The 21,513-nt window shown below is 60.9% G+C and carries 15 protein-coding genes and 4 tRNA genes; all 19 read right to left on the reverse strand.

Annotation, left to right across the window (positions count from 1 at the left end):
- Positions 1-34: 34 nt before the first annotated feature.
- The 19 genes from INF26_RS08235 to INF26_RS08325 all read right to left on the reverse strand — a co-directional run bounded on the left by INF26_RS08235 (position 35) and on the right by INF26_RS08325 (position 21,499).
- Positions 35-1,039: a 1-phosphofructokinase family hexose kinase gene (locus tag INF26_RS08235; protein ID WP_193530455.1), complete on the reverse strand. Its 1,005-nt coding sequence runs from the start codon at positions 1,037-1,039 to the stop codon at positions 35-37.
- A gap of 170 nt (positions 1,040-1,209) precedes the next feature.
- Positions 1,210-1,286 (reverse strand) — tRNA-Arg (locus tag INF26_RS08240).
- Between the two features lie 35 nt (positions 1,287-1,321).
- On the reverse strand, positions 1,322-1,900 hold the full coding sequence (locus INF26_RS08245; protein WP_193530456.1) for an NUDIX hydrolase: 579 nt from the start codon (positions 1,898-1,900) through the stop codon (positions 1,322-1,324).
- 1 nt (position 1,901) lies between these two features.
- A complete protein-coding gene (locus INF26_RS08250) occupies positions 1,902-2,678 on the reverse strand; it encodes a DNA/RNA non-specific endonuclease (protein WP_332307349.1) in 777 nt (258 codons plus the stop codon).
- 49 nt (positions 2,679-2,727) lie between these two features.
- Positions 2,728-2,803: transfer RNA gene (locus tag INF26_RS08255), tRNA-Lys, on the reverse strand.
- Between the two features lie 4 nt (positions 2,804-2,807).
- Positions 2,808-2,883, reverse strand: a tRNA-Lys gene (locus INF26_RS08260).
- Positions 2,884-2,896: 13 nt separating this feature from the next.
- Positions 2,897-2,972 (reverse strand) — tRNA-His (locus INF26_RS08265).
- Between the two features lie 101 nt (positions 2,973-3,073).
- On the reverse strand, positions 3,074-3,310 hold the full coding sequence (locus tag INF26_RS08270) for a hypothetical protein (RefSeq protein WP_193530457.1): 237 nt from the start codon (positions 3,308-3,310) through the stop codon (positions 3,074-3,076).
- 1 nt (position 3,311) lies between these two features.
- Positions 3,312-3,536, reverse strand: coding sequence for a hypothetical protein (locus INF26_RS08275; protein ID WP_193530458.1), 225 nt, complete (start codon positions 3,534-3,536; stop codon positions 3,312-3,314).
- A gap of 10 nt (positions 3,537-3,546) precedes the next feature.
- Positions 3,547-4,299, reverse strand: coding sequence for a Fic family protein (locus INF26_RS08280; RefSeq protein ID WP_193530459.1), 753 nt, complete (start codon positions 4,297-4,299; stop codon positions 3,547-3,549).
- 126 nt (positions 4,300-4,425) lie between these two features.
- Positions 4,426-5,985 (reverse strand): hypothetical protein, encoded by a 1,560-nt coding sequence (locus INF26_RS08285; RefSeq protein ID WP_193530460.1) that lies wholly within the window; start codon positions 5,983-5,985, stop codon positions 4,426-4,428.
- Positions 5,986-5,990: 5 nt separating this feature from the next.
- On the reverse strand, positions 5,991-7,478 hold the full coding sequence (locus INF26_RS08290) for a hypothetical protein (protein ID WP_193530461.1): 1,488 nt from the start codon (positions 7,476-7,478) through the stop codon (positions 5,991-5,993).
- Positions 7,479-7,642: 164 nt separating this feature from the next.
- A complete protein-coding gene (locus tag INF26_RS08295) occupies positions 7,643-11,065 on the reverse strand; it encodes a hypothetical protein (protein WP_193530462.1) in 3,423 nt (1,140 codons plus the stop codon).
- A 105-nt stretch (positions 11,066-11,170) separates the two neighbouring features.
- Positions 11,171-12,133, reverse strand: a complete 963-nt coding sequence (locus tag INF26_RS08300) for an SIR2 family protein (RefSeq protein ID WP_193530463.1) — start codon at positions 12,131-12,133, stop codon at positions 11,171-11,173.
- Positions 12,133-15,300 carry a type III restriction-modification system endonuclease gene (locus INF26_RS08305; protein WP_193530464.1) on the reverse strand — a complete coding sequence of 1,056 codons (3,168 nt, stop codon included), beginning with the start codon at positions 15,298-15,300 and terminating at the stop codon, positions 12,133-12,135. The genes INF26_RS08300 and INF26_RS08305 overlap by 1 nt, the downstream gene beginning before the upstream one ends.
- A 3-nt stretch (positions 15,301-15,303) precedes the next feature.
- Positions 15,304-17,199: a site-specific DNA-methyltransferase gene (locus tag INF26_RS08310; RefSeq protein ID WP_193530465.1), complete on the reverse strand. Its 1,896-nt coding sequence runs from the start codon at positions 17,197-17,199 to the stop codon at positions 15,304-15,306.
- Positions 17,199-17,813, reverse strand: a complete 615-nt coding sequence (locus tag INF26_RS08315; protein WP_193530466.1) for a DUF4391 domain-containing protein — start codon at positions 17,811-17,813, stop codon at positions 17,199-17,201. Before INF26_RS08315 ends, INF26_RS08310 begins: the two co-directional genes overlap by 1 nt.
- Positions 17,806-21,063, reverse strand: coding sequence for a helicase-related protein (locus INF26_RS08320; protein WP_193530467.1), 3,258 nt, complete (start codon positions 21,061-21,063; stop codon positions 17,806-17,808). The genes INF26_RS08315 and INF26_RS08320 overlap by 8 nt, the downstream gene beginning before the upstream one ends.
- Before the next feature lie 229 nt (positions 21,064-21,292).
- Positions 21,293-21,499 (reverse strand): hypothetical protein, encoded by a 207-nt coding sequence (locus tag INF26_RS08325; protein ID WP_193530468.1) that lies wholly within the window; start codon positions 21,497-21,499, stop codon positions 21,293-21,295.
- Positions 21,500-21,513: the final 14 nt, after the last annotated feature.

Consider the following 21,513-nt stretch of genomic DNA (forward strand, 5'->3'; position numbering starts at 1 on the left):
ACGCCCTTGCGGGCGGAGCGACCGAAACGCCGGGCTACTTGGCCTCCGAGCCCTTCTTCTCGTCCTCCTCGGCGCGCACGCGGTTCTCCTCGATGTCGCGGGCGATGGTGCCGGGGATGGCGCGACCCATCTTCTTGTACAGGGCGGTGACCACGCGGTCGATCGTCGAGCGCTTGGCGATGCCCTTGCTCGCCGCCGTGGCGGTGCCGCAGGCGGAGGCGAAGATGAGTGCGGTCTCGTAGTCGACGCCACGCGTGACCTGCGCGAGGAAGCCGCCGACCATGGAGTCGCCGGCGCCGGTGGCGTTGACGAGGCGGATGCGGGCCGTGGGGACGATATGCTCGGCGCCGTTCTCGTCCAGCAGCAGAGAGCCGTGCCCGCCGCAGGAGATGATGACGTTGCGGGCGCCGGCCTCCTGGAGCTTGTGCGCGTAGGGCATGCAGGCCTCGGGCTCCTCGATCTCAACGCCGTAGATGCGCCCGACCTCGTGGTTGTTGGGCTTGATGAGGAACGGGTGCATCTCGAGCGACTCCATGAGGAGCTGGCCCGGCGCGTCGACGACGAACTGGATGCCGCGGCCGCCGAGGCGCCTCATGATCTGCATGTACATGTCCTCGGGAAGCGAGTTGGGGATGGAGCCCGTGAGGACGAGGGTGTCGCCCGCGCCCACGACATCCATGCGGGCGAGGAGCTCGTCCACCTTCTTCTCGGGAATCTTGGGGCCCATGCCGTTGACCATCGTCATGACGATGCCGTTGAGCTTGATGTTGATGCGCGTGTAGCCGCGGTCGAGGATCACGAAGTTGCTCGCGACGCCCTTCTCCTGCAGGCGCTTGAGCAGGTAGTCACCGGTGAAGCCCGCGGCGATGCCCATGGCGATGCTCGGCACGTCGAGCTCGTTCAGGAGCGTGGAGATGTTGATGCCGTTGCCGCCGCAGTGCAGCTCCTCAGAGGACGAGCGGTTGGTGAAGCCCATGTCGAGGGTCAGGGGGTGCATGACGTAGTCGAGAGCAGGGTTCAACGTCATCGTGTAAATCAACGCGTGCTCCTTCCATCGGGCAGTTCGCACGTTACAAGTATGCCGTAAGTCCGCGCGGTGGGGCGCAGAATTTTGCGAGCGTATTTCGACTCGCCGCAAGAGGCGACCGACGCGGCGGCGTGCGGCGCAAAAGGGCCGGGAGCTGCTACGCCCCCGGCCCGCTGCGTCCCTGGCGCGCCCTGAGGGATTCGAACCCCCGACCTTGGGATTAGAAGTCCCCTGCTCTATCCAGCTGAGCTAAGGGCGCGTGCCGCGACCGGCCCCGCCGGCGCGAGACACATTCTAGAGCATCCCGAAGGTGCGCGCGGCGAGAAGCCCCATCACGGTCTTGGCGTCGTCGATGAGGCCCAGGCGGATCGCCTCGATCACGTCGTCGACCGGTAGCCACAGCACGTTCAGGAACTCGCCCTCGTCGAGGGCGGCCTCGCCCTGGGAAAGACCGTGGGCGAAGTAGACCGAGGTGTGCTCGTTGGTGAAGCCCGGCGCCCCGTAGGACTCCACGAGCAGCTCGACGCGCTCGGCGACAAGCCCCGTCTCCTCGGTGAGCTCACGGGCGGCGCAGACGTCGCGCGGCTCCTCCGGGTCCACCTTGCCGGCGGGGATCTCGAGCGTCATGCGGCCGAGCGCGACGCGGTACTGGCGCACCAGGCAGACGCGCCCGTCACGCACGGCCACCACGCCCGCGCCGCCGTGATGGAGCACGAGGTCGCGCCCGCTGCGCGAGCCATCGGAGAGCTCGACCTCCACCTGCTCGACCGTGAAGATCCGGCCGGTCCAGGAGAAGTCGGTCCCCGTGACCCGCTCGTGGAGCGCGGGGTCGTCCTCGAGCGCGCGGCGGATGGCGTCAAGTCCCTCGGACATGTCAGACCTCCCAGAACTCGCCCGTGGCGTAGTCGATCTCGAACCCCGCGACGGCGTTGAAAACCTCGACCCGCTGGTCGATCTCGCCGTCGGAGGAGCGCACGTCCACGATGACGCTGCGGGGCACGAGCTCGTTGCCCTCGTAGACGGGCGTGGCGCAGTAGTAGACGGTGCCGTCACGGTGGTCCCACAGCCAGTCGCGGGCGATGCCCTCGGTGTAGGCCATGCCGCCGTCCTGGCCGTGGTTGTCGCCCACGTTCTGCGTGCGCGTGCCGGTCACCATGTTCTCGGGGACCTCATCGCCGCCGAGCGACTTGGCGAGCAGATGGCTGCGGTTGAAGAGCGCGCCGTGGTAGGTGTCGCCGTCGGGCATGACGATGTCCACCTGCTCGTTGTGGCCCCAGCCCGAGGGATGGATCCAGGACATGTCCTCGCGGTTGCGCTCGCTTCCCTCGCGCGCCATCTCGAGCGTCACGTTGGCCGCGACGCGCCCGGTGCGCCCGAGGCCGTCGAGCCCCTCGTAGCGGATCTCCCCGGGCTGGACCTCGTCGTCGACGACGGCGGCGCCCACGACGCGGTAGTACTCGGGGTACTCGTCCTCGTCCCATGCGGTGTAGGAGACCTCCTGCCCGGCGACCCCGGCGGACGGCGAGGACCCGGGCAGCGTGACGGCACCCGAGCCCAGGGCGGCCGCGGCCGCCAGCAGCAGCGCGGCGACGAGCGCGAGCGGCCCCTTGGCGGGCATCCTTCTCGAGGCTGTCTGCGTTCTTCTCGACACGCGTCCCCCTTACGAAAAAGGGCCGTCTCTCGACGGCCCCTGCATGACGTGGTGGATCGTCAGGGGTTCGAACCCTGGACCTTGGGATTAAGAGTCCCCTGCTCTACCAGCTGAGCTAACGATCCGAAGTGGTGGATCGTCAGGGGTTCGAACCCTGGACCTTGGGATTAAGAGTCCCCTGCTCTACCAGCTGAGCTAACGATCCAGATATGCGGTTATGGGGTGGGCGAAGGGGCTCGAACCCTCGACCTACGGGACCACAACCCGTCGCTCTTCCAACTGAGCTACGCCCACCATCTTGCGACCTCTAGAGGCAGCTCGACTATTATGCAAAACCCCGCGAGCCGATGCAAGGACTTTTTCTCGCGTCGAGAAGGACGTGTGGAGACGTCGCGTCACGCGCCGGGAGAGAACAGGAGCGCGAGGGCGAGCAGAACGAGAAGACCGACGCTCGCGACGAGCACGACAGAGAGGCAGCCCAGGCATCCGCCGCCGCAGCCCGCCGGGTCGTCCGGCGAGGCGCCGCCGGGGTCCTCCCCGCGCACGAGCGGGTCGACGCCGTAGTGCGTAAAGGCGCGCTCGGACGTCGACCAGCGGCCGTCCCGGTTGAAGTCGAACGGGTTGCCGGCCATGTCAGAGGATCGACTCCATGCCGCGGTCGGTCGAGATTCGCATGTTGCCGAGCTGCTGCTCGACGGCGCTCGAGCCGTCGGGGCGAATCACCGTCCGCACGCCGTCGCCGGGGTCGCCGAAGACCAACGACGCCTCGCCCGTGGCGAGGTCCCAGCGCACGAAGTCGGACTCCTGCTCCTGGTGCATGCCGTCTGACCCCACGACCGTGCGGATGCCGTCGTCCATGGGACACCCCCTAGTTCTCGAGCAGGCCCTCCCAGGTGAGCATCGTCTCGGAGCGCAGGAAGCGCCTGAGCGGGCCGAGGTCACCCTCCAGGTGGAACACGTCGAGCGCGGCGTGGTAGGCGGCGTGGTTCTGCGCGTGGATCACGATCGGCGGCATGCCCATCGCGAGCAGGACGCCGTTCATGAGCAGGCGCGCCGTGCGCCCGTTGCCGTCGGCGAAGGGATGGATGTCGAAGAGCTTGGCGTGGAGGTAGGCCGCGATGGTGAGCCTGCGCTCGCCCTCCTCGAGGTAGGTGTTCACGTCGTCGGCGAGCAGCCCCACCTCGCGCGGGACCTCGGCAGCCGGGATGCCCACGCTCGCCGGGCCGCCCACGTAGTTGCCCAGCTTGAAGGTGCCCGGGCGCTCGCCGGCGAGCAGGCGCTTCTCGTCGTAGGTGCCCATCGTCACGAGGCCCTGCGCCTCCTGGATGAGCTCCTCGGAGAGGCACGGGCTCTCGGCGAGCCTGCGCCGGGCGAGGTCCCAGGAGAGCTTGAGATTATAGGTCTCCACGAGCAGCTGGACGTCGCCGGTGTAGCCGATGACGGAGCCCGTCTCCACGATCTGCTTCACGGTTGCGTACGTGAGCTCGGAGTTCTCGATCTTCTCGGAGTTGTAGACGTAGTCGGGCACGAACTCCGCGAGCAGCTCCTCGCGACGCTCGGGCGAGAGGGCGCTCCACCTGGCGACGAGCTCGTCGTACTGGGGCTTCAGCGAATCTGCCATGGGACACCTCCTGTCCTCGGCCTGTTGGGGGCATTGTAGCGCCGAGGGATGTCGCGCGCGCCGCACCGTCCGTCAGAGGCGCGGACGCTTCGGCAAGGGGGCGAGAAGGGCCGCGGCCCCGTTGGTCTAGACAACTGGCACGCCAAGCGCGTGCAAGGCGTAGAGCAGCGTCCGCGCGGAGAGAGGAACGACAAATCGGTAGCGCAGCACTGCAAACGGGATGCCGGCGAGCATGAGCTCAGCCTCAACTTGCGCGCCCTCAACCGTCGCGAAGGGGGTCTCACCCTCGAAGCGCTCGGCGGAGACGAACTCGTCGAAGCTGACGACGTCAAGACTCATGCCGGACTCACCCATCTGATCCGCGCCGCAGGAAATGATGAGACGCCCCTGCGGGGAATACCTTGACGCATTCTCGTATTGAGCGAAGCGGACGGAGGGGGCCTCGCCAACAGACAGGGGCCAGATGTTTTCGACGGGGATTTTAGTCTCGCGCAACTCGCTCATGGTTGCCAGGTCATACCCAAGCACACCGTCCCCAAGAAGCTCCCCATGGTTCTCGCCGTCGACGAACGGGGGACCGTCCAGGCTCTCGTACCGCTCGAGAAGCGCTGGAAGCTCCTGGTTCCTGATGTGGGAAAGTCGGGCGCTCTTCCGCTGCGCCGCAGCCCCACTCTTGGAAAGCCCCAAGATCCCGCGATCGAACAGAATCTGCTTGGAAACGATGCCTCGCCTGCGCCCTTGCGAGATGAGCCCCTCGTATTCCGGGAACCGCTCGCACAGGCTCGTCAAAGTGGATGGTCTCTCATCGACGGGGACGTCTGCGAGCCGCTGTTCCATATCGCCAAGCGCGGCGAGCAACTCCGCAGTCTCGGACTCACGCCGCTCGACACGAGCACCGCGCGCCGCCTCGGCATCAGAACTCCGAGAGGAACCCCTATCAACGAGCCCTCGGGCCTCGAGCTCTTTGCCCAGCGATCTTCCAAAGAACTTGCGAGCGCCGCTGTTGAGCGCTTCATAGTGTTCGGCGAGGTCGGGATTCTCCTCGAAGAGGGCCTTGGTTGTCCGCGGCCTGGGCTTCCCCTCGTCCTCATAGCGTCTCTGGAGTTCTGCGAGAACCGTCTCGAAGTCGCAGGAGCGCGGCCTGCCCCCCTTCTCGCTCGGCATCTCGAAGCCGAACGACTCTATCATTTCACGGCGCGAGGAATACCCAAGCTCCCTATAGAGCTTCCTCAGCCGCTCGCCCATTTTTTTGTGGTCCGCATCGAGCCGTGCAATCCTGCCATCAGGGTAATAGTTCTTCAAGTCCGCGACAGCCCGCTCGCGGCGCTCCTCCAAACTCAGTGGCCCCCTAGAAGCCCTGCTCATAATGAGGGGCGCTCGTTGGCCGGCCGGCTCCGTCGGCTGAGGATCGCGCTTTGCCGCCCCCTTATCGATGAGCCCGCGGGCCACGAGCTCTTTACCGAGCGTCCTCCCAAAGAAGTCGCGAGCCTTGGCGTTGAGGACGGCATAGTAGCCGCCAAGGTCGGGGTTATCCTCAAAGAGAAGCTTGGCCGTGCGCGGCTTAGGCCTAGAGCCATCCTCGTAGCGCCTCTGGAACTCTGCCAGCACCACCTCGGGATCGAAGGCACTCGACCCGACCGAAGCGTGCTCGCGGGGGTCTTCCATGTTCAGCGGCTGATCACTCACGGCTATCATCCCCTCTTGACCGAAGAGCGGCTATTGCGCTCGCTGCAGCGCCGAGCCAGCAGGGCGAGGGCGTCCTCCTCGATTCGCTCGTATGCCCCGTCGGCAAGCTCGATTCGTACAATGAAAATCGAGTGTCTCGCGTGCCCGGACCTGAGGGCGATGGGCATTACCTTGTCCACACGCGCCGAGAGATGAGGCAGCAGGCACGCGATCGTGGCGGACGAGTTCACCATCTCCCCGACCGAATCCGTCATCGACCAGAGCTGGCCGTTGCCCAGGCGCCCGTACTCCACGCCATCCGGGGTCGTTATCGCGAGCTCGACCGGAGCACGAGACCTCGAGTCGTGCCACGTGGACGTAATGACGACCTCGTCACCAGCGAGCGCGGAGGCGATGGCGTCCTGGTTCACCGCGTGGTTCACATCATCGAGCATCACATGGATGGGGAGCAGCCGCACCATGTGCGCAAGGCATCGGCCAATCTGCGCGAGGTCGCCCTTGCTTGGGGAGATCCAGTCGATCCGCTTTGCCTCGATGGAGGAGGCCGACAGCCGTCCGCCCTTCGCCAATAGGTCTATGGAGCCATCCTTGGCTTCACCGGGATAGAGCTTCTCGTATTCCTCCTCGTAATTAATGTAATCAGGGAAGTTCTCCTCGTACCACCTTTCGAAGTTGCCTTCTTCGCCGTCCTGGCAGTGCTCGTAGTAGTCGTCCGCACAGTATGAGTGCTGGGCCGACTCGTACTCGGGCCATCGGCACACGGCGACCGCATAGGCGAGCTCCGCGAGATCGTGGATGTCCTCTCGCCTGACCTGCACGCACTTCTCGACATCCTTCTGCAGGTCCCGAGCGTCGCGATCCTCGTCCACGCTCGGGGAGGCGATGTCCTTGAGCCCGCACCCGCCGTGATGGAGGCCGCTGAACGCTGATACCAGCGTGTACGCGTCCCCCTCGTCTGCGTCTAGGAAGGCGACACCATAGTCGCCCGGCTCAAGGAGCGAGAAGAACGCGTCGATATCTCCCGAGTTCGGCTCCCACGCCGTCGAGTACGTCATCGAAAGAACGAACGTTCCCGCGTACTCATCCAGTCGGACGCTCGCTGAATCGCTCAAGGGCCGAGCGGTGGGCGCAACCGATACGCTGATCTCAATGTTCGGGTTCCCGACGAGGCTTCCAAAAGAGCTTCCCAACCTGTCAGCACCTCCGTAGAGGGCTTCCCGGCCAGACTCGTTCACTCCCCAAGTAACCTCACCCGCCCCCGGAGGAGCCGTCGTGCCGGAGGCCCCAGACAGCGCAATCCAGTAGTAGGCATCAAGATACCCGTGGAGCTGTCGATAGAGGGCAGCCACGCTCTCATACTGATCGATGTTGCCGAGCGAGAAGCGCGTCTCCTCGACGCATGCCAGAAGGTTCCGGGCACAGAGCTTGAGAAGCTTCAGCATGTTCTGTTCATCCGCAGCGACAACCAGCAGATTCGTATGGAAATTAGCCATCAGTCCCTCCCCTTGATCACGACATCGTTATGAGTCTTCAAACTCGACACCAGGCAGCCCAAGCTCCTCGACGCTTTAATTGACCTCCGCCTTCTCCGCCTCGTACTTGTCGCGTATGAGCGTTGCCATGGGTTCTCCTGTTACTTGGTCCTTTGCATTCTGTGCTACGGGAGGTTGATTTCCGGCTTCTCAACCACACGCATTGGCGCGGGGCAGTCCTGCGCGCCTTCGACCGGCTTGTCGACTTCGCCCAGATACTCGTCGGCGTCGAAGCTTCTTGTTGCAAGAAACACGATGTCAAAAGGACGGCCCTTAAGCGCAACCATACATTCGCGCAAATCCCAGAGCGTGCGCGCAACGAGGCTGAAGAACTGCGGGATCCCTCGCGACAGGCGGGTGTCGAAGCACACTTCGTACCTGTCGTATCCCCCTCCGAAGACAAGACCTTGGCTGCTCTCACAAAGGTTGACCAGGGTGAGCCCCGTAAGGTCGCCCTCAGGAAGGGCCTTCTTCACGCCAGGGGCGATGCAGCCGCGAGGGACGCGAATGCCCTCATCTTGTTCCACAGATAGGACGAGGCGGAGGAAGTGACTTCTTACGTCGTCAAGACCGTCGAAATCAACGTTGACGCCTTCAATATGCTCCTCAATTTGCTCAAGACAGGGCTCGCGCCACGTTATCGCGCGGACGCTGTGATGCATTCCGTCCCACGCGATGTCCCCCTCATCGAAGAAAAACCAGCTTTTTGACAGGAACGTCAAGAAGAACACCACGAGGTCCATGCCCTCGCCCTGCGCGGGGACTGGATCAGGCCCCTGGGGCACCGTCGAGCCATCTTGCTCGTCGGCAACGCTTTCGTTTGCCGGCAGGCCCAGCGATGCCCTCAGGCCGTCGATTCGGTCGAGGAGTACCTGCTGTTTGGGCGTGGGCGTGCAGAGGGGCACGATTTCCCCATAGAACTCCGGATTCGTCCTCTTAATGTCAGCAAACGCATCGGGACGCACTGCAGCGCTCGCCGACAGACTTCCGAGCATGTTTCTACAGTATCCCAGTTCCCCTGCATCAAGCGGATGGATCCCGATCCACGTGTCGAGAAGCGTGACGATCCTACCCACAAGCGGCGCGCACGCATCGCAGTACTGGTTGAACCCGCAGATGCACGCACGGGCGAGCCCCTCGTACACCACAGCCTCCTCTCCGACCCCGCTCGCATAGAAGCGCAGGGCGGCATCGAGAGCCTGCTGACAAAGTGTTGTCAAGGCAACCAGCACGGGAGATATGACCTCGTCCACCTCCTTAAGCGAACTCGCCTCTGCGGCGCGCTCCTCAAAACGCTCCAGGAACGCAGGCGTTATGGGGCCATCAATCTCCACAGTCCGAGCAAGGCTGTCCACGAAGGTTCTTGCCTGCTCGAACGTGATGTCACCCGGTTCGTAGAAGGTAATGCGAAGGTAATCCTGTCCAATGAGGGAGTAGGGGTAGACATAGAACTCGAAACAGCTCTCATCGGCGGTTGGAACCTGCACGACCGCGCAGCGGCAGTTGCGAGCGGTGACTTCGTGCATCTCAGTGGTGAAGTTCGCGCTATAGCTTCTTCCGGCATAGCAGAATGCCCAAAGAACCGGAGCCATGCCGTATTGCTGCACGTTCGAAGCGTAGTCTTCACCAACGGGCGTCTTGCCGTACAGAATCGCGATGTCTGACTCAAGACCCTCGCCAGCGTGGTCCCCCGGCACCAGCACGAACGCGCGCCCGCCGGTGTCTTTCTCGCTTGTCCAGCCGTCAGGAATGGCGCAGGAAAAGATGTCGCCTTCGGCGCGCGGGGCGTCCGCACTCACCGAATACTTCGATGCAGCTTCGAAGACCGGAGCGTCCTCCGCGAGCAGGAACATCATGGTCGAGCCCTCGAACTTCTTGTAGAACGCCTTTGTCTGCTCGAGAAGATCCGCGTCGGTCTTCGCAGGCATAGGATGCTGCGGCTTCTTCGCGGTCGTCTTGCGCTTCGGCTGCCTTGCGGGTGCAGGCGCCTCCGCGGGTGTCGCATCGGCCACCACTGGCTCTGCCGAAGCTAACACCTCGGGCTCAATCTCCCTAATGACATCCATGAACGCATCCGGATGCGCACGAAACGCCTTTCTAGCTTCGCTGATGGAGGCTAGATTGCTCGCGAGCCGCTGGACCTTAGAGCCGCCGAGCATCGAGACCAGCCACGCACCGTCTTCGCCCTCGAGCTGCTTGTTCGCAGCCTCCATTGCATAGCCAGCCGCGCGAACCTGCCCGTCGTCAGCAAGGAGCCAGTCAACCGGATCCGCCGCATACCGCAGCGCCTCGAGCTGCGTGTCATTCAGCAACTTCAGGCCGGCAAGCGCCTTCTGGGCCCTGTCGTGGAGGCTGCCAAGTTCGAGGTATGCTTGCACGGTGCGAAGGAGAAGCATGGCAGCGTCAGTCTTGTCATCGGCGGCGAGCTTGAGGCGCCAGCGCTTCCGGATACCCCCGACGATCGGGTTCAGGTACGCCTCGATAGCGTCAAGAGTCTTAGGGCCCACCCCGGGTAGGTCGCCCTTCTCCGGCGAGCTCATGCGCTCGTAGAGGTCGGCGAGCGTGATAACACCCGCATCCTGCAGCTTCTTGATCTGTACACCCGTCCTTTGCTTGGCGAGCTCGTCAATGGGGGTCAGCGCAAGCTGCGCGAGGACGTCGCTCTCCCTCATTTCATCTATCGCGGAGGAAATCCTGTTCTTGACGTCCTCTTGGGCAGCGGCGATGGGGGCGGGGACATCTGCAATGCCCTGGAAGCGATCGAGCAGCTGCTGCGCCTCCTCGGACGAGAAGGGCCTGGCGTCGGCACTTTCCATCTTGAAGCCATCAATCTCCTTCTGCAGGCAGCCAAGGATATTGCCCCTGTCTTCCTCGTCATGCCGGAAGCAATAGACGAGCGCCTCCTTCGAAGAGAAGCGGTCAGCGCTGAACTCCGGCCAGTAATCCATGTGGGTGGCGATGCGTGCCACATCCATTTTCTGCAGCTTGTCGAGGGCGTCGAACGCAGCCTGCTTGGTCGCGGAGTTCATGAAGAGTCGCGTCAGCCCTCCCTGCAGGGCGGGCTCGGCAGCCTCAATGGCCTTAGCGATGACGGGACGCATGGCCTTCCACTCGGCAAGAGGCTTCTCGATGATCTCCCCATGGAGCCACTTCTTATAGCCCGCGAACACAAGGTCCTCGAAAACGTCGGAGAACTCGTCGATACCGGCAACATCAAGCGCTCGCTCATAGCACGCTCGTGCGTCATACTCTCCGGAACACGTCTGAATCGTCGCGTCAGCGCCCGACTTTGCCGCAAGGTACAGGTTGGACTTCGTGCCGCTCTTTTTCCCGCCGGCAAGCGTGCGGTATTTGCCCGGGCCTATGCAAATGAGCGAGATGCTCCTGGCCAGCCTGTTACCGTTCTGGTTCACGAGCTGGCCATAGAGCTCGGCTATCTCCTTGGCATACCTCTCCTGTTCGTCGATGATTTTGTCGATCGTCTTCAGAGCAGCCCGCGCGTTAGCGATGATTCCTTGTGCCTCCGCACTCGAGAATGAACTGGACATTGGGACCTCCTTAACGGTTCAATCCGACGATCAGGACGATGGGCTCGCATTGATGGGTAACCATCGAACGCACTTCCTCTCATCGGTGAAAAGAGCGTCTTCGGCTTATTCAATATCCGCCCAGTCATCCTTTGACTTCAACAGGTCAAAGACTTCGGAATAGCCACGTTGGTAGCCTTCACGGACTACCGGAACGTAGGTCACATCCAAGCCATCAAGGGCAATGGCTTTGGCACATTTCTTCAGGCGCTTTTCCATGGCGTTGCGGTCTTCGTCGTCCTTCGCCTCTTTAACATCAAAGTAAACTATTCTGTTGCGCTTCGTCACACGCTCGTGGTTTCCAGAGAAGAAAGCTGCTCTGAACGCCAAGAGCCACCACAGGTCAATTTCCGAGAAGGAAAGGCCCAGTCCCACAATTGCGACGTCTGAAGAAAAGAACAGCGCAGGCCAGGTCCCAATCAAAGACGTTTCTTCGCCAGCCAGAAGCCGGGCAACACCAAGTGGACCATCCGCGGTCTCGTCCTTAGGTTTGGCTCCAATCAGCAACGACCTCATGTGCTGCACATAGCCCATGTAGTGCTCGTACCCGATGCAAATCGATGTGACGACGTCATATGTGCCATGCGCATGATAGAAATCTATCCCCTCAACAGACCCCGTCGATTCCAACATGTACTTCTGTTGGGGATTCCACTTTCGGGCTTTTAACCTGTCCCATCGTGGCGAGCAACTCTCCAGCGCGTAATCGTAATTTGTTGTAATTATGTTGTTGATTCCCGTACGATATACCTGTTTGTGAAGAGAGCTCGGTTCAGGAAGATTCTCCAATAGCCTCTCTTTGACTTTCTCCTTTAGAACCAAGTATGGATCGCGCCTTCTCTCGGGCGTGCGAACGCCCTCTTTTGCTCCCATAATCTCGAATTGAATCGGAAGGGGTACCTGCTCTTCATTCTCATCGTCAGAGGTGATGCGCAGGCTTGCGGGACACAGGTCATCAAGCATCTCGTTCCACGAGATGGCACCCGCGGTAAGGTTTAGACCGTTTCCGATCAATAAGGTCTTATCCACTACCCTCTCACTATCCCTATCAGGCTCTCGAAGTCGTCCACCACGTCGTAGAGCACGTCCGCATCGCCCATCTCATTGAACAGCTTCCTCGCGCACGCAATCTTCGCCTGCTCGATAGGCCTAAGGTCCAACGTGTTCATCGATCCCTTGGTCTCCGCGACAAAGAACACGTGATTCACGCTCTCGCGTTTGAACGCAATTGCCCAATCGGGGGCGTAGTTGCCAACCGGCGTCGGTATCTGGAACGAACGCGGCAGCTTGGCGTAGACGACCACCTCATCAGCCGCGTCCAGATCCTCGGCAAACCGCCGCTCCACAGACTTCACAGCCGTCCCGTCCGGGAACACGTAGTCCTGCACGTTCTTCTTGGAACGGTAGGCACGCGCCATGCTCTCCGGCATGGTCTCCGTAAAGATGGCGGCGTCGTAGCGCTCCTCGAGCCGGTTGTAGCTGATGTGCTCCACGATCATCGTCGCCTTCTCGTCGACGATGGCATCCCCCACCTTGGCGATGAACTCCTCGGGGTTCTCCTTGAAGAGCGCAAACTTCACGGGGCTCATCTCAGAGAGAATCCTCGCCGCGCTTCGACGGGTGATCTTCGCCCGCCTTGCAACCTCGCCCACCAGGTCGTACTTGACATGAATGGGAGAGACGTCAGAGAGGTTGTGCGTCTCTGTATGCCTCATCTCGAAGTGACTCTTCGAGTCAAGCTGCTCCGCACTCCCCTCCTCGGCCTGCTCGCCCGTGACGATGCGATACGTCACCTTGGAGACCATAAGGTTGCGGTCGATGTTGTCCACCGCCTTGCGGCGCAGCTCGTCATCGTCAAAGTGGACGGTATAGGCCTGCTTGAAGTTGATCTTGTTCCAGAGCTCCTGGAACTCCCTCTTTCCGAAGTTCTCGTTAAGGGGATTGGAGAGAACCTTCGCCTCGAGACCGTTGCTCACCATGTCATCGAGCGCCGAGCTGTCAAAGACGCTCGTCAGAGCGGTCTCGATTAGCGGGAGCTTCTGCTCGATAATCGTGCGCGCGGCAACGGGGAGTGCCTCGATTTCCTCGCGCCTGATGCCCTCGGTCTTGAACTTGTCGGTGACGCCGCCGTCGAGGCCAACATACTCGAGCTTCACCAGCACGTTGTGCACGAGCTCGGCCTGCTCGCCATCCAGCTCGAGCTTTACGCCGCCCGAGCCAACAAAGTGGAAGTCCCGGAGGAACTCCTTCGTGACCTTCTTCGGTCGATCGCGCAGCTCGGCTCTAATGTCCTTCTGCAGGTCATTCACGAAGCTCGAGTAGCTCTCGGACGCGATAACCGTAAGCAGGTTTACCTTCTGGACCATGTCCTCGCCGAGCGCTCCAACGTCCTGACGGTCGCCCTCCTGGTTCACGCACAGGCGCATGCCGCGCCCGACCTCCTGTCGCTTGCTCGTCTCGGAGCCAGACTCCTTGAGCGTGCAGATCTGGAAGACGTTGGGGTTGTCCCATCCCTCGCGCAGCGCAGAGTGGGAGAAGATGAAGCGCGTGGGCTCGTCGAAGGAAAGCAGGCGCTCCTTGTTCTTGAGTATGAGGTCGTAGGCGTTCTCATCGTCGGAGTATTCCGACCCGCGCTTCGTGGCGCTATCGACCGCATGGCCCTTCTTGTCTATCGAGAAGTATCCCTTGTGCACCTGGTTCGGCTCAAACTGCTTGAGATACGAGGCATAGGAGCCAGGCGCGTCGTCCCCAATACGGGGTGAGTCGAGGCGCTCTGCCACAGCGGCAGCGTACTCCTCCTCGAATACCTTGCCATAGCCGACCGTCAGCTCCTCCCCGTCATCCGAGTAGGCACGGTACTTCGCCACCTCGTCGATAAAGAAGAGCGAGAGGCACTTGATTCCCCGTGAGAAGAGCTGCTCCTCCTTCTGAAGGTGACTCTTTATGGTCTCGCGAATCTGTACGCGACGGATGTCCTCGCCCGCGGAGTCTCCAACAACCTCACCGCAACGCAGCTCCTCACCATTGCGGAAGCGCACGTAGCCAAGGGTGCCATCCTGATCGGCGCGAATCTCAGAGACGACGAAGTCGTTGCGATATGCCTCGAGCTCGCCCGAGGCAACGTAGATGTCGTCACCCTCGTTGAACGAACCAATGATCTTCTTAACGCTACCGTTGGCCATAAGCTTCTTGAACTCGATCCGCGCGACGGGAGCGGCCTTGCTCACCTTGATCTCCTGCAGGCAGAGGTAGCCGTCCGTACCACGCATGCCGCGCACCTCAAAGCCCTTTACCTCGATGCGCTTCACAAGGCGCATGTTGTAGGCGTCGAGCGCGTCAAGCGCGTAGACCTCGTTATGGTGCTCCGTGTGCGTGGCCGAGTAGTTGAGCGAGAAGAGCGGGTGGAACTGCTGCATCGCCTTGCGCGTGGCGCTGTTCTTCTTCCCCATTTTCTGAGGCTCATCGAGGATGAGGATGGGGTTGGTGGCTGCAAGAACGTCAATGGGGCGCCGGCTGCCAAAGTCGTCGCGTTCGGAGAACATGATGCGGGCGGTCTTGTCTCCCCCGCGCCCCTCCTTGCTCTTGGACTCGTCAAAGGCGTTGAACGCTTGCATGTTGATGACCATGACGGAGATGTCGCTCCGGCTGGCAAACGCATCGAGCTCGTTCAGGCGCGAGCTGTTGTAGACGAACCACCAGATGCGCTTCCCGTAGCGATCGGCAAAGTGCCGCTCGGTGATAGCGAGCGACTTCGCCACACCCTCGCGAATGGCGACGCTCGGCACCACGATGATGAACTTCGACCAGCCGTAGCGCTTGTTAAGCTCGAAGATGGTCTCGGTATAGACGTAGGTCTTACCGGTACCCGTCTCCATCTCGACGTCCAGCTCGCAGGCGCCAAGCGCGCGGCTGAGCTTGACCGAGCGCTCGATGCCATTACGGTCCTGGACCTTCTTGATATTGTCGAGAAGGACGTCGGGCCCCATCGTCAACGGAGCGTTCTTGTAGCCATCGGAAGCATCGACATCAAGGCCATCGAAGTTGCCAATGAACGCCTGACCCTTCTTGTTGTAGAACCCAGCTCCCAGGTCGCGGACAAACTGCTGGCCGTCGACTTTGGGCTGGCCCTCGAAGACATCGGCAACCGCGTCTGCAGCCAAAGTCTGGTACTGCTGGACCTTGAACTTGAACTCCATAGCCTAGATCACCTCGACCTCGGTAATGGAGCTGTAGTTCTTGAAGATCTCAGCGAAGTTCGAGACGGCGTCGTCACCGGCGAAGGAGGCGTCGCGCATGACCGCGTAGTCGGGCTCCATCTTGGCCATTGCCGTCATAACCTCGACGGAGACGTCTCTGTCGAAGCAGGCGATCAGGCGGCCTCCGTCGACCGAGAAGACCGTGCAGCCGTCAACGTCGAGCTTCTCGATGGACGCTGAGAGCTCGATCTGCTTCTTGAGCATCACCTGGATGATTAGGTCGTCGGGTGTGCGGTCAAGCTTGAGGTTGTCCGAGAATCGGAGCATCGCGTCCTGGGAGAGCTCGCCCGGCTCCGCGGAGACGTCCTCGAAGTTCGAGGAGTCGATCTTAAGCACGCGGAAGCCGATGTCGGGAACCTTCTTGGGCTCCTCGCCAAGCTTGAACTGACGGTTGGACTTCTCCACGTCAGAGGCAATCTTCTTGCCCGCCCGACGGATGCGCTCCTTGCCTATCTCGCAGATGTTCTTATAGCCCGCTTTAGCAGCCTCCGACTTCTCGTCGCAGACCTCCGGCAGCTGTACCATGATGAACTTGCGGTTACCTCCGTCCTCGGCGTTGAGCTGCATGACAGCGTGTGCGGTCGTGGCGGAACCAGAGAAAAAGTCGAGAACGATGGAGTCTGTCTCAACCTTTCCAATAAGATATTGAAGCAGCGTGACTGGCTTAACGGTATCGAAGCCGATTTCTCCCTCGAGCAGTTCATTCAGTTCTTTCTTTCCCGATTGAGCAGTTCCAACTTTTTCCGAAGGTAGATGAGTCCAGAACGGAGTAACTTTCTCCTTGTCCGCCTCATCCTCGGGATATACCGCTTTCTTTACAATGCCGTCAACTATCTCAAGGCGACCGCGCTTTTCCAAATCACGAGCCGTTTCCTCGCCAATTTGCCAACGCTTTCCTGGACGCGGACCCTGGCCAAGAATATCGAATTTCATCGACTCGCGACCATAGGTTCCCGCGTCTGATTTCTCGATAATTTCAAAGCGACATTTACCGAAACGTCCATTGTGCGGATACCGGCTATCGCCTACTTTCACTTCTTCTATAGGCAACACAAAAGAGCGGCGCCCAAATCTGCTGAAAAGGTAGATGAACTCAGACTTTTGTTGAGCTCCATACTTAGCAGCACCCGCATTTGTCGGCTGCGTCACAGATTCCCAAGTAAGACAGGCGACCTCATTCGTAGTCCCGAACGTCTCTCTAAGCAGCAATCCGAGAGATTCGAGCTCCGCCCTGCTAATGCTTGTAAAGATAACCCCGTCATCACTCAGCAAATCCCTCGCGAGCAGCAGGCGCGGGTACATCATCGAGCACCAGTCGGAGTGGAAGCGGCCGTTGGACTCGGGGTTGGCGACGAGGCGGCCGCCCTCCTCGTCGTAGTCGCCGCTCTCGGCGTCGTAGTCGGCCTTCGTCCGCGCGAAGTCGTCGTCGTAGATGAAGTCGTGGCCCGTGTTGTAAGGCGGGTCGATGTAGATCATCTTGACCTTGCCGGCGTAGGTGTTGCGCAGGAGCTTGAGTGCGTCGAGGTTGTCGCCCTCGATGTAGAGGTTCTGGGTCGTGTCCCAGTCGACGCTCTCCTCTGGGCACGGGCGCAGACACTTGTCGATCTGGCGGTACGCCTCCTGCTTGGCCTCCCGCTTGCCCGGCCAGGTGAACTGGTAGCGCTCCCTCTGGCCCTCGGCGACGTCGCCCACGCGCTCCTTCAGGGCGTCGACGTCGATGGTGTGGCGGAGGCTCCCGTCGGGCTCGCGGACCTCGGTCACGACCTCAGGAAAGAGCGCGGCGAGCTTCTCGACGTTTTCGTCGAGGATGCTTTCGGTGACGTGGGACAGCTTCTCCATCAGGACTCCCCCTCCAAACGGGAAAGCTCCTCCTCAATCGCGCGCTTGCGGTCGAAGAGGGCGTTCCTCTTGGCAATTTGCTTTTCTGATTTGCGCTTCCGTTCAACCTGCTTGAGCTCAAGCCTCAGTGCCTCACTCCGCCTCTTACGCTCAAGGCGCCCGGCAAGGTCAACGGAGTTGGCGTCGCCGAAAATGACCTGGGATGCCATGGAGTCCCACAGTTCTCCCAAGGTCGATCCCATCAACTCGAGCTTGGTGTCATCAACTGGCATCCATTCCGTCTCATAGAGGCGGTCTCGCCTGACAAGCAGCTTGCAGGACTCGTCCGTTAGACAAACGAAGAGCAGCTTGTTAGGTATCGAACGGGCAACCAGCTCGATTGCCTCGTAGGGAACGTTGGCACCCTTGAGGTGGAGCGCGAGAACGTCTATCTCCGCCACGTCCTTGTCGCCAGGGATGTGGATACTGGCCTCCTTGATGGAGGCGACCATCTCGATGCGCTCGATCTGCTGAACGAACTGTTCCTTGATGGCAGCCGTTGTCTTAAGGTGCTCGTAAAACGCCTTCTTGGGCATCACGCGGTTGACGAGCACCGTGCTTGGCAGGTTAAGCACGAGGTCTCACCACCAGGAAGCAAACGAGCTCGAAGTCGTCGAGGCCGGCGACGTCGTTCTCGAGGAAGCTCGTGGTACCGCCAGAGAAGAAGCTGTCGAGGTCGGCCTCGGCCTTCTCCTCCACGATCGACTCGATGGCACTGCGCAACAGGCCCGATGCGGCGCGCATGTCTCGCCCGTTCTTCGTGGCCTTGTTGTAGGCGCGGCAAAGTGCTGCGTCAGGCTCGGACTTTCCCTTGCACAGGCGTCTCATGGCGTCGAGAGACTCCTTGGGATCGAGGTAGCCATGAACGACCTCGCCCTCGTCGCTCACATACACCAAGTAGAACGGGTGAATCTGGTTGCGCGTCTTGGCGTCGAGCTCCTGGTTCACATTGCGGAGCACGAAGATGATGCCTGGCGCGTCACCCTCCACCACGGCATCGATGCCCGTGGGAACGCTGTCGATGTTCGGGTTCTCCTGGTAGTAGGAGACCAGGTCCATGCGGAAGTCATTGAGACCGAGGTCGGTGATGGAGACGCCGCCCGAGACGTCCTCGAGGTCCACGACCTCATGCTTCATCTGCTCGAGCTGCTGTTTACGATACTCGAGGTCGCCCTTCTCGTCCTCGTTGATGTAGTCGTCATCACCGGTCGAAGTCATAACAAGCGCGTGCATCTTGTTCTCGACGCGCGCCTTGAGGTTGATGTAGTTGTCCAAATCGTCATCAGGCCAGAAGTTGACGAGCTGAATGACGTCGTTCTTGGAGCCGATGCGATCCACCCGGCCAAAGCGCTGGACGATGCGCACCGGGTTCCAGTGAATGTCATAGTTCACGAGATAGTCGCAGTCCTGGAGGTTCTGGCCCTCGGAGATGCAGTCGGTGGCGATGAGGATGTCGATGTCCTTGCCGCGCAGGCGCGGGTAGACCTTGTCGCGGTCCTTGGAGACGGGCGAGAAGCAGGTGAGGATCTCGGAGAGGTCACCACGAACGCCCTCGACGTTGGTCTTGCCGCCGCCCGATCCCGTGACCTCAGCAACGCCCAACCCCAGCTCGCGAGATGCGAACTCCGAGATGTGCTCATAGAGGTAGTTCGCGGTGTCAGCGAAGGCGGTGAAGACGATGACCTTCTTGTTGCCCGGGTTGATGGGACTCTCGACCTTCTCGGCAATGAGACGTTCGAGACGCAGGAGCTTGTCGTCATGCTCGGCATCGATGCCGCGAATCATCTCCAGCAGGCCCTCGATGGTCTGGGCGTCGTCCCGGACGTCTTTCTCCCAGCTCTTCCAATCGAGGTCGCGAAGATCGAACTGCGTCTTGCCGCCTACGGAGAAGTCCATGAAGTCGGCATCCTCATAGTCAAGATCAAAGTCTTTGCCAAAAGAGGAGGTGTCCACTTTAGCTGTAGTCGCGCCCTCCGCCTTGAACACCTCAATGGTGTTGAGGCACTGATTCATTACTGAGAAGACGCGCTCAAGCGTAAGCCTGAACGACGAAACAGAGCTCTCGAGACGCTTGAGCAGGTTGGCTGCCATGAGCTTGCGGACACCCGTCTCGCGACCGCTCGTGGTGAGGTTGCCGTTCTTGTCCTCGTACTTGCCTCGAGCCGTGGCCAACAGATAGTGCGAGGGGATGTAAACCGCAAGCTTAAGCAGATCAAGCGAGTTGGCGATCTCGCTGTATGTAGTGCTGTTGGGTAGCGTTGAGAGCTTGGGGTAGATCGAAATGGGGTCGTTGCGACGCGGGAACGGACCGATGGCGCTCACGTCGTAGTAGCGCTGAATGTGCTTGCGCGAACGGGCAACCGTCACCTGGTCGAGGACCTTGAAGAAGTCGAAGTCGAGCGAGTCGGTAAGCGCCTCGGTGCTGCGCTCCTCGGCGGGGAGCTTGGACCAGACCGTGAAGGCGCCCTGGGCGCTCTTGAACACGTCCTCAATGTTGGAAGAGAGTCCCAGCTTCTCCGACCACCCAGCCGGATCTCCCTGATAGGCAAGCCTCAGCTGATTTCGCAGGTCACGGAAGCGGTTGTTGACGGGAGTCGCGGAGAGCATGAGCACCTTGGTGGGGACTCCGCCGCGAATGACATGGTTGATCAGACGCTGATAGCGGTTCTCGGTACCACCTGTCCCATCGTCCTTTGCCGCAGTTGCCGTGTCTTCACCGTTGCGGAAGTTGTGAGACTCATCGATGACAACGAGGTCGTATCCGCCCCAGTTGATTGTCTCCAAGTCCATCCCCGTGACGGTCTTGCCCCGCTTGCGCGAGAGGTCAGTGTGATAGAGCACGTCATAGCGGAGACGATCGCTGGCTATGGGATTGTTGACCTGGTTGTTGCGGTACATCGTCCAGTTGTCCGAAAGCTTCTTGGGACAAAGGACGAGCACGTTTCGATTGAGCGACTCGTAGTACTTGATGACAGCGAGCGCCGTGAACGTCTTGCCAAGACCTACGCTGTCGGCAAGGATGCAGCCATCGTAGGTCTGGAGCTTGTTGATGATGGCAAGAACCGCATCCCTCTGGAAGTCATAGAGGAGGTTCCAAATGGCACTTTCACGAAAACCCGCTCCCTCCTTGGGAAGGTTGTCCGCCGATACGTCGTCGAGAAACTCGTGGAAGATTCGATAGAGCGCCGCATAGTAGATGAGCTCGGGTGCGTTCTCGCGATACATTGCCTGGATGTTGTCCACGACTGTATCCGTGACGTCTTCCAGCCCTCCGTTTTCCCATGCCTGATCGAACATGGAAAGGAACTGTCGAGACGTCGAGGTGTCGAGACGCGACACGCCCGTCACGGTGGGATGATCGCCCACCCCAAGCTCTCCTACCGTAAAGCGCTGGAAGGGCATGTAGGTAGAAGCATCTTCCTTTCCGCTCACAGTCAGAGCGGGCGCCACGGGTGCCTGACCGGCTGTTGCGGACCTGAAACGAGCCTTCTCTCTAATCCAACTCGCACATTCAGACGCAACGGCCTTTTGCGTGAGCTCGTTGCGAAGCTTTATCTCGAACTCCGTGCCGTAGAGGCCCTGCTCGCGCGAGAGGCGCGGGATATAGAACTCGCGCTGCTCCTTCTTGGCGCGTTCCTTGGCAAAGGTCGGCTCGGTGTATATGAAACGGAACTCGTCGAGCGACTCAAGCTGCTCACGGAGCTCGTTGAAGGCGTACATGGAGAACACCGATGCCGCCACGGAGACGGTATCTCCCTCTCGTATGACCCTGACGAGGTCATCTTTGAGAACGCTGGTCTTGTTGTCGAAAAAGGTGTTATCCATTCGCTACGCCACCCCCTCGGGATGGCGCGGCAGGGCATGCGGGACTAGGTGGGCACTCCTACTCGGAGAACCCCCCCCCGCTAGGTTTTTGCAGCTCACAAGCGCGTTCATGTGCTCGCTCCCGTTACGACCAGCACCGTCCCCATCGTAGCGAGGGCACCGGACAATAATTCAACACTCCTATGATACCGGGAGTCGCGGACGTTGGCACATGCTCGCGGGCGGACGGTCAGTCCTCGACCTCTATCTCTCCCACGATGCGTTTTAGGTAGCCGGGGAGCGTCTCGTAACGCTGCCCGTAGAGGTCGAGCAGCGCCTCCACGCGGCGACGGTCCACGGGCGCGCGCCGGCTCTCGCGCAGCAGCGCCTCCGCCTCGCCCGCGAGCTGCTCCTCGGCGAGACTCCCCCACGCGGCCCAGTCGGGCATGCTGTTCATGCGGACCCTCCCGT

The organism is Thermophilibacter gallinarum, assembly GCF_014982725.1.
Taxonomy (GTDB): domain Bacteria; phylum Actinomycetota; class Coriobacteriia; order Coriobacteriales; family Atopobiaceae; genus Thermophilibacter; species Thermophilibacter gallinarum.

What these genes read in the sequence shown, in the direction of transcription:
- INF26_RS08320 (WP_193530467.1), bottom strand. Translation starts at nt 21,063, where the DNA reads ATGGATAACACCTTTTTCGACAACAAGACCAGCGTTCTCAAAGATGAC.
- INF26_RS08245 (WP_193530456.1), bottom strand. Translation starts at nt 1,900, where the DNA reads ATGTCCGAGGGACTTGACGCCATCCGCCGCGCGCTCGAGGACGACCCC.
- INF26_RS08310 (WP_193530465.1), bottom strand. Translation starts at nt 17,199, where the DNA reads ATGGAGAAGCTGTCCCACGTCACCGAAAGCATCCTCGACGAAAACGTC.
- INF26_RS08270 (WP_193530457.1), bottom strand. Translation starts at nt 3,310, where the DNA reads ATGGCCGGCAACCCGTTCGACTTCAACCGGGACGGCCGCTGGTCGACG.
- INF26_RS08305 (WP_193530464.1), bottom strand. Translation starts at nt 15,300, where the DNA reads ATGGAGTTCAAGTTCAAGGTCCAGCAGTACCAGACTTTGGCTGCAGAC.
- INF26_RS08280 (WP_193530459.1), bottom strand. Translation starts at nt 4,299, where the DNA reads ATGGCAGATTCGCTGAAGCCCCAGTACGACGAGCTCGTCGCCAGGTGG.
- INF26_RS08290 (WP_193530461.1), bottom strand. Translation starts at nt 7,478, where the DNA reads ATGGCTAATTTCCATACGAATCTGCTGGTTGTCGCTGCGGATGAACAG.
- INF26_RS08275 (WP_193530458.1), bottom strand. Translation starts at nt 3,536, where the DNA reads ATGGACGACGGCATCCGCACGGTCGTGGGGTCAGACGGCATGCACCAG.
- INF26_RS08325 (WP_193530468.1), bottom strand. Translation starts at nt 21,499, where the DNA reads ATGAACAGCATGCCCGACTGGGCCGCGTGGGGGAGTCTCGCCGAGGAG.
- INF26_RS08295 (WP_193530462.1), bottom strand. Translation starts at nt 11,065, where the DNA reads ATGTCCAGTTCATTCTCGAGTGCGGAGGCACAAGGAATCATCGCTAAC.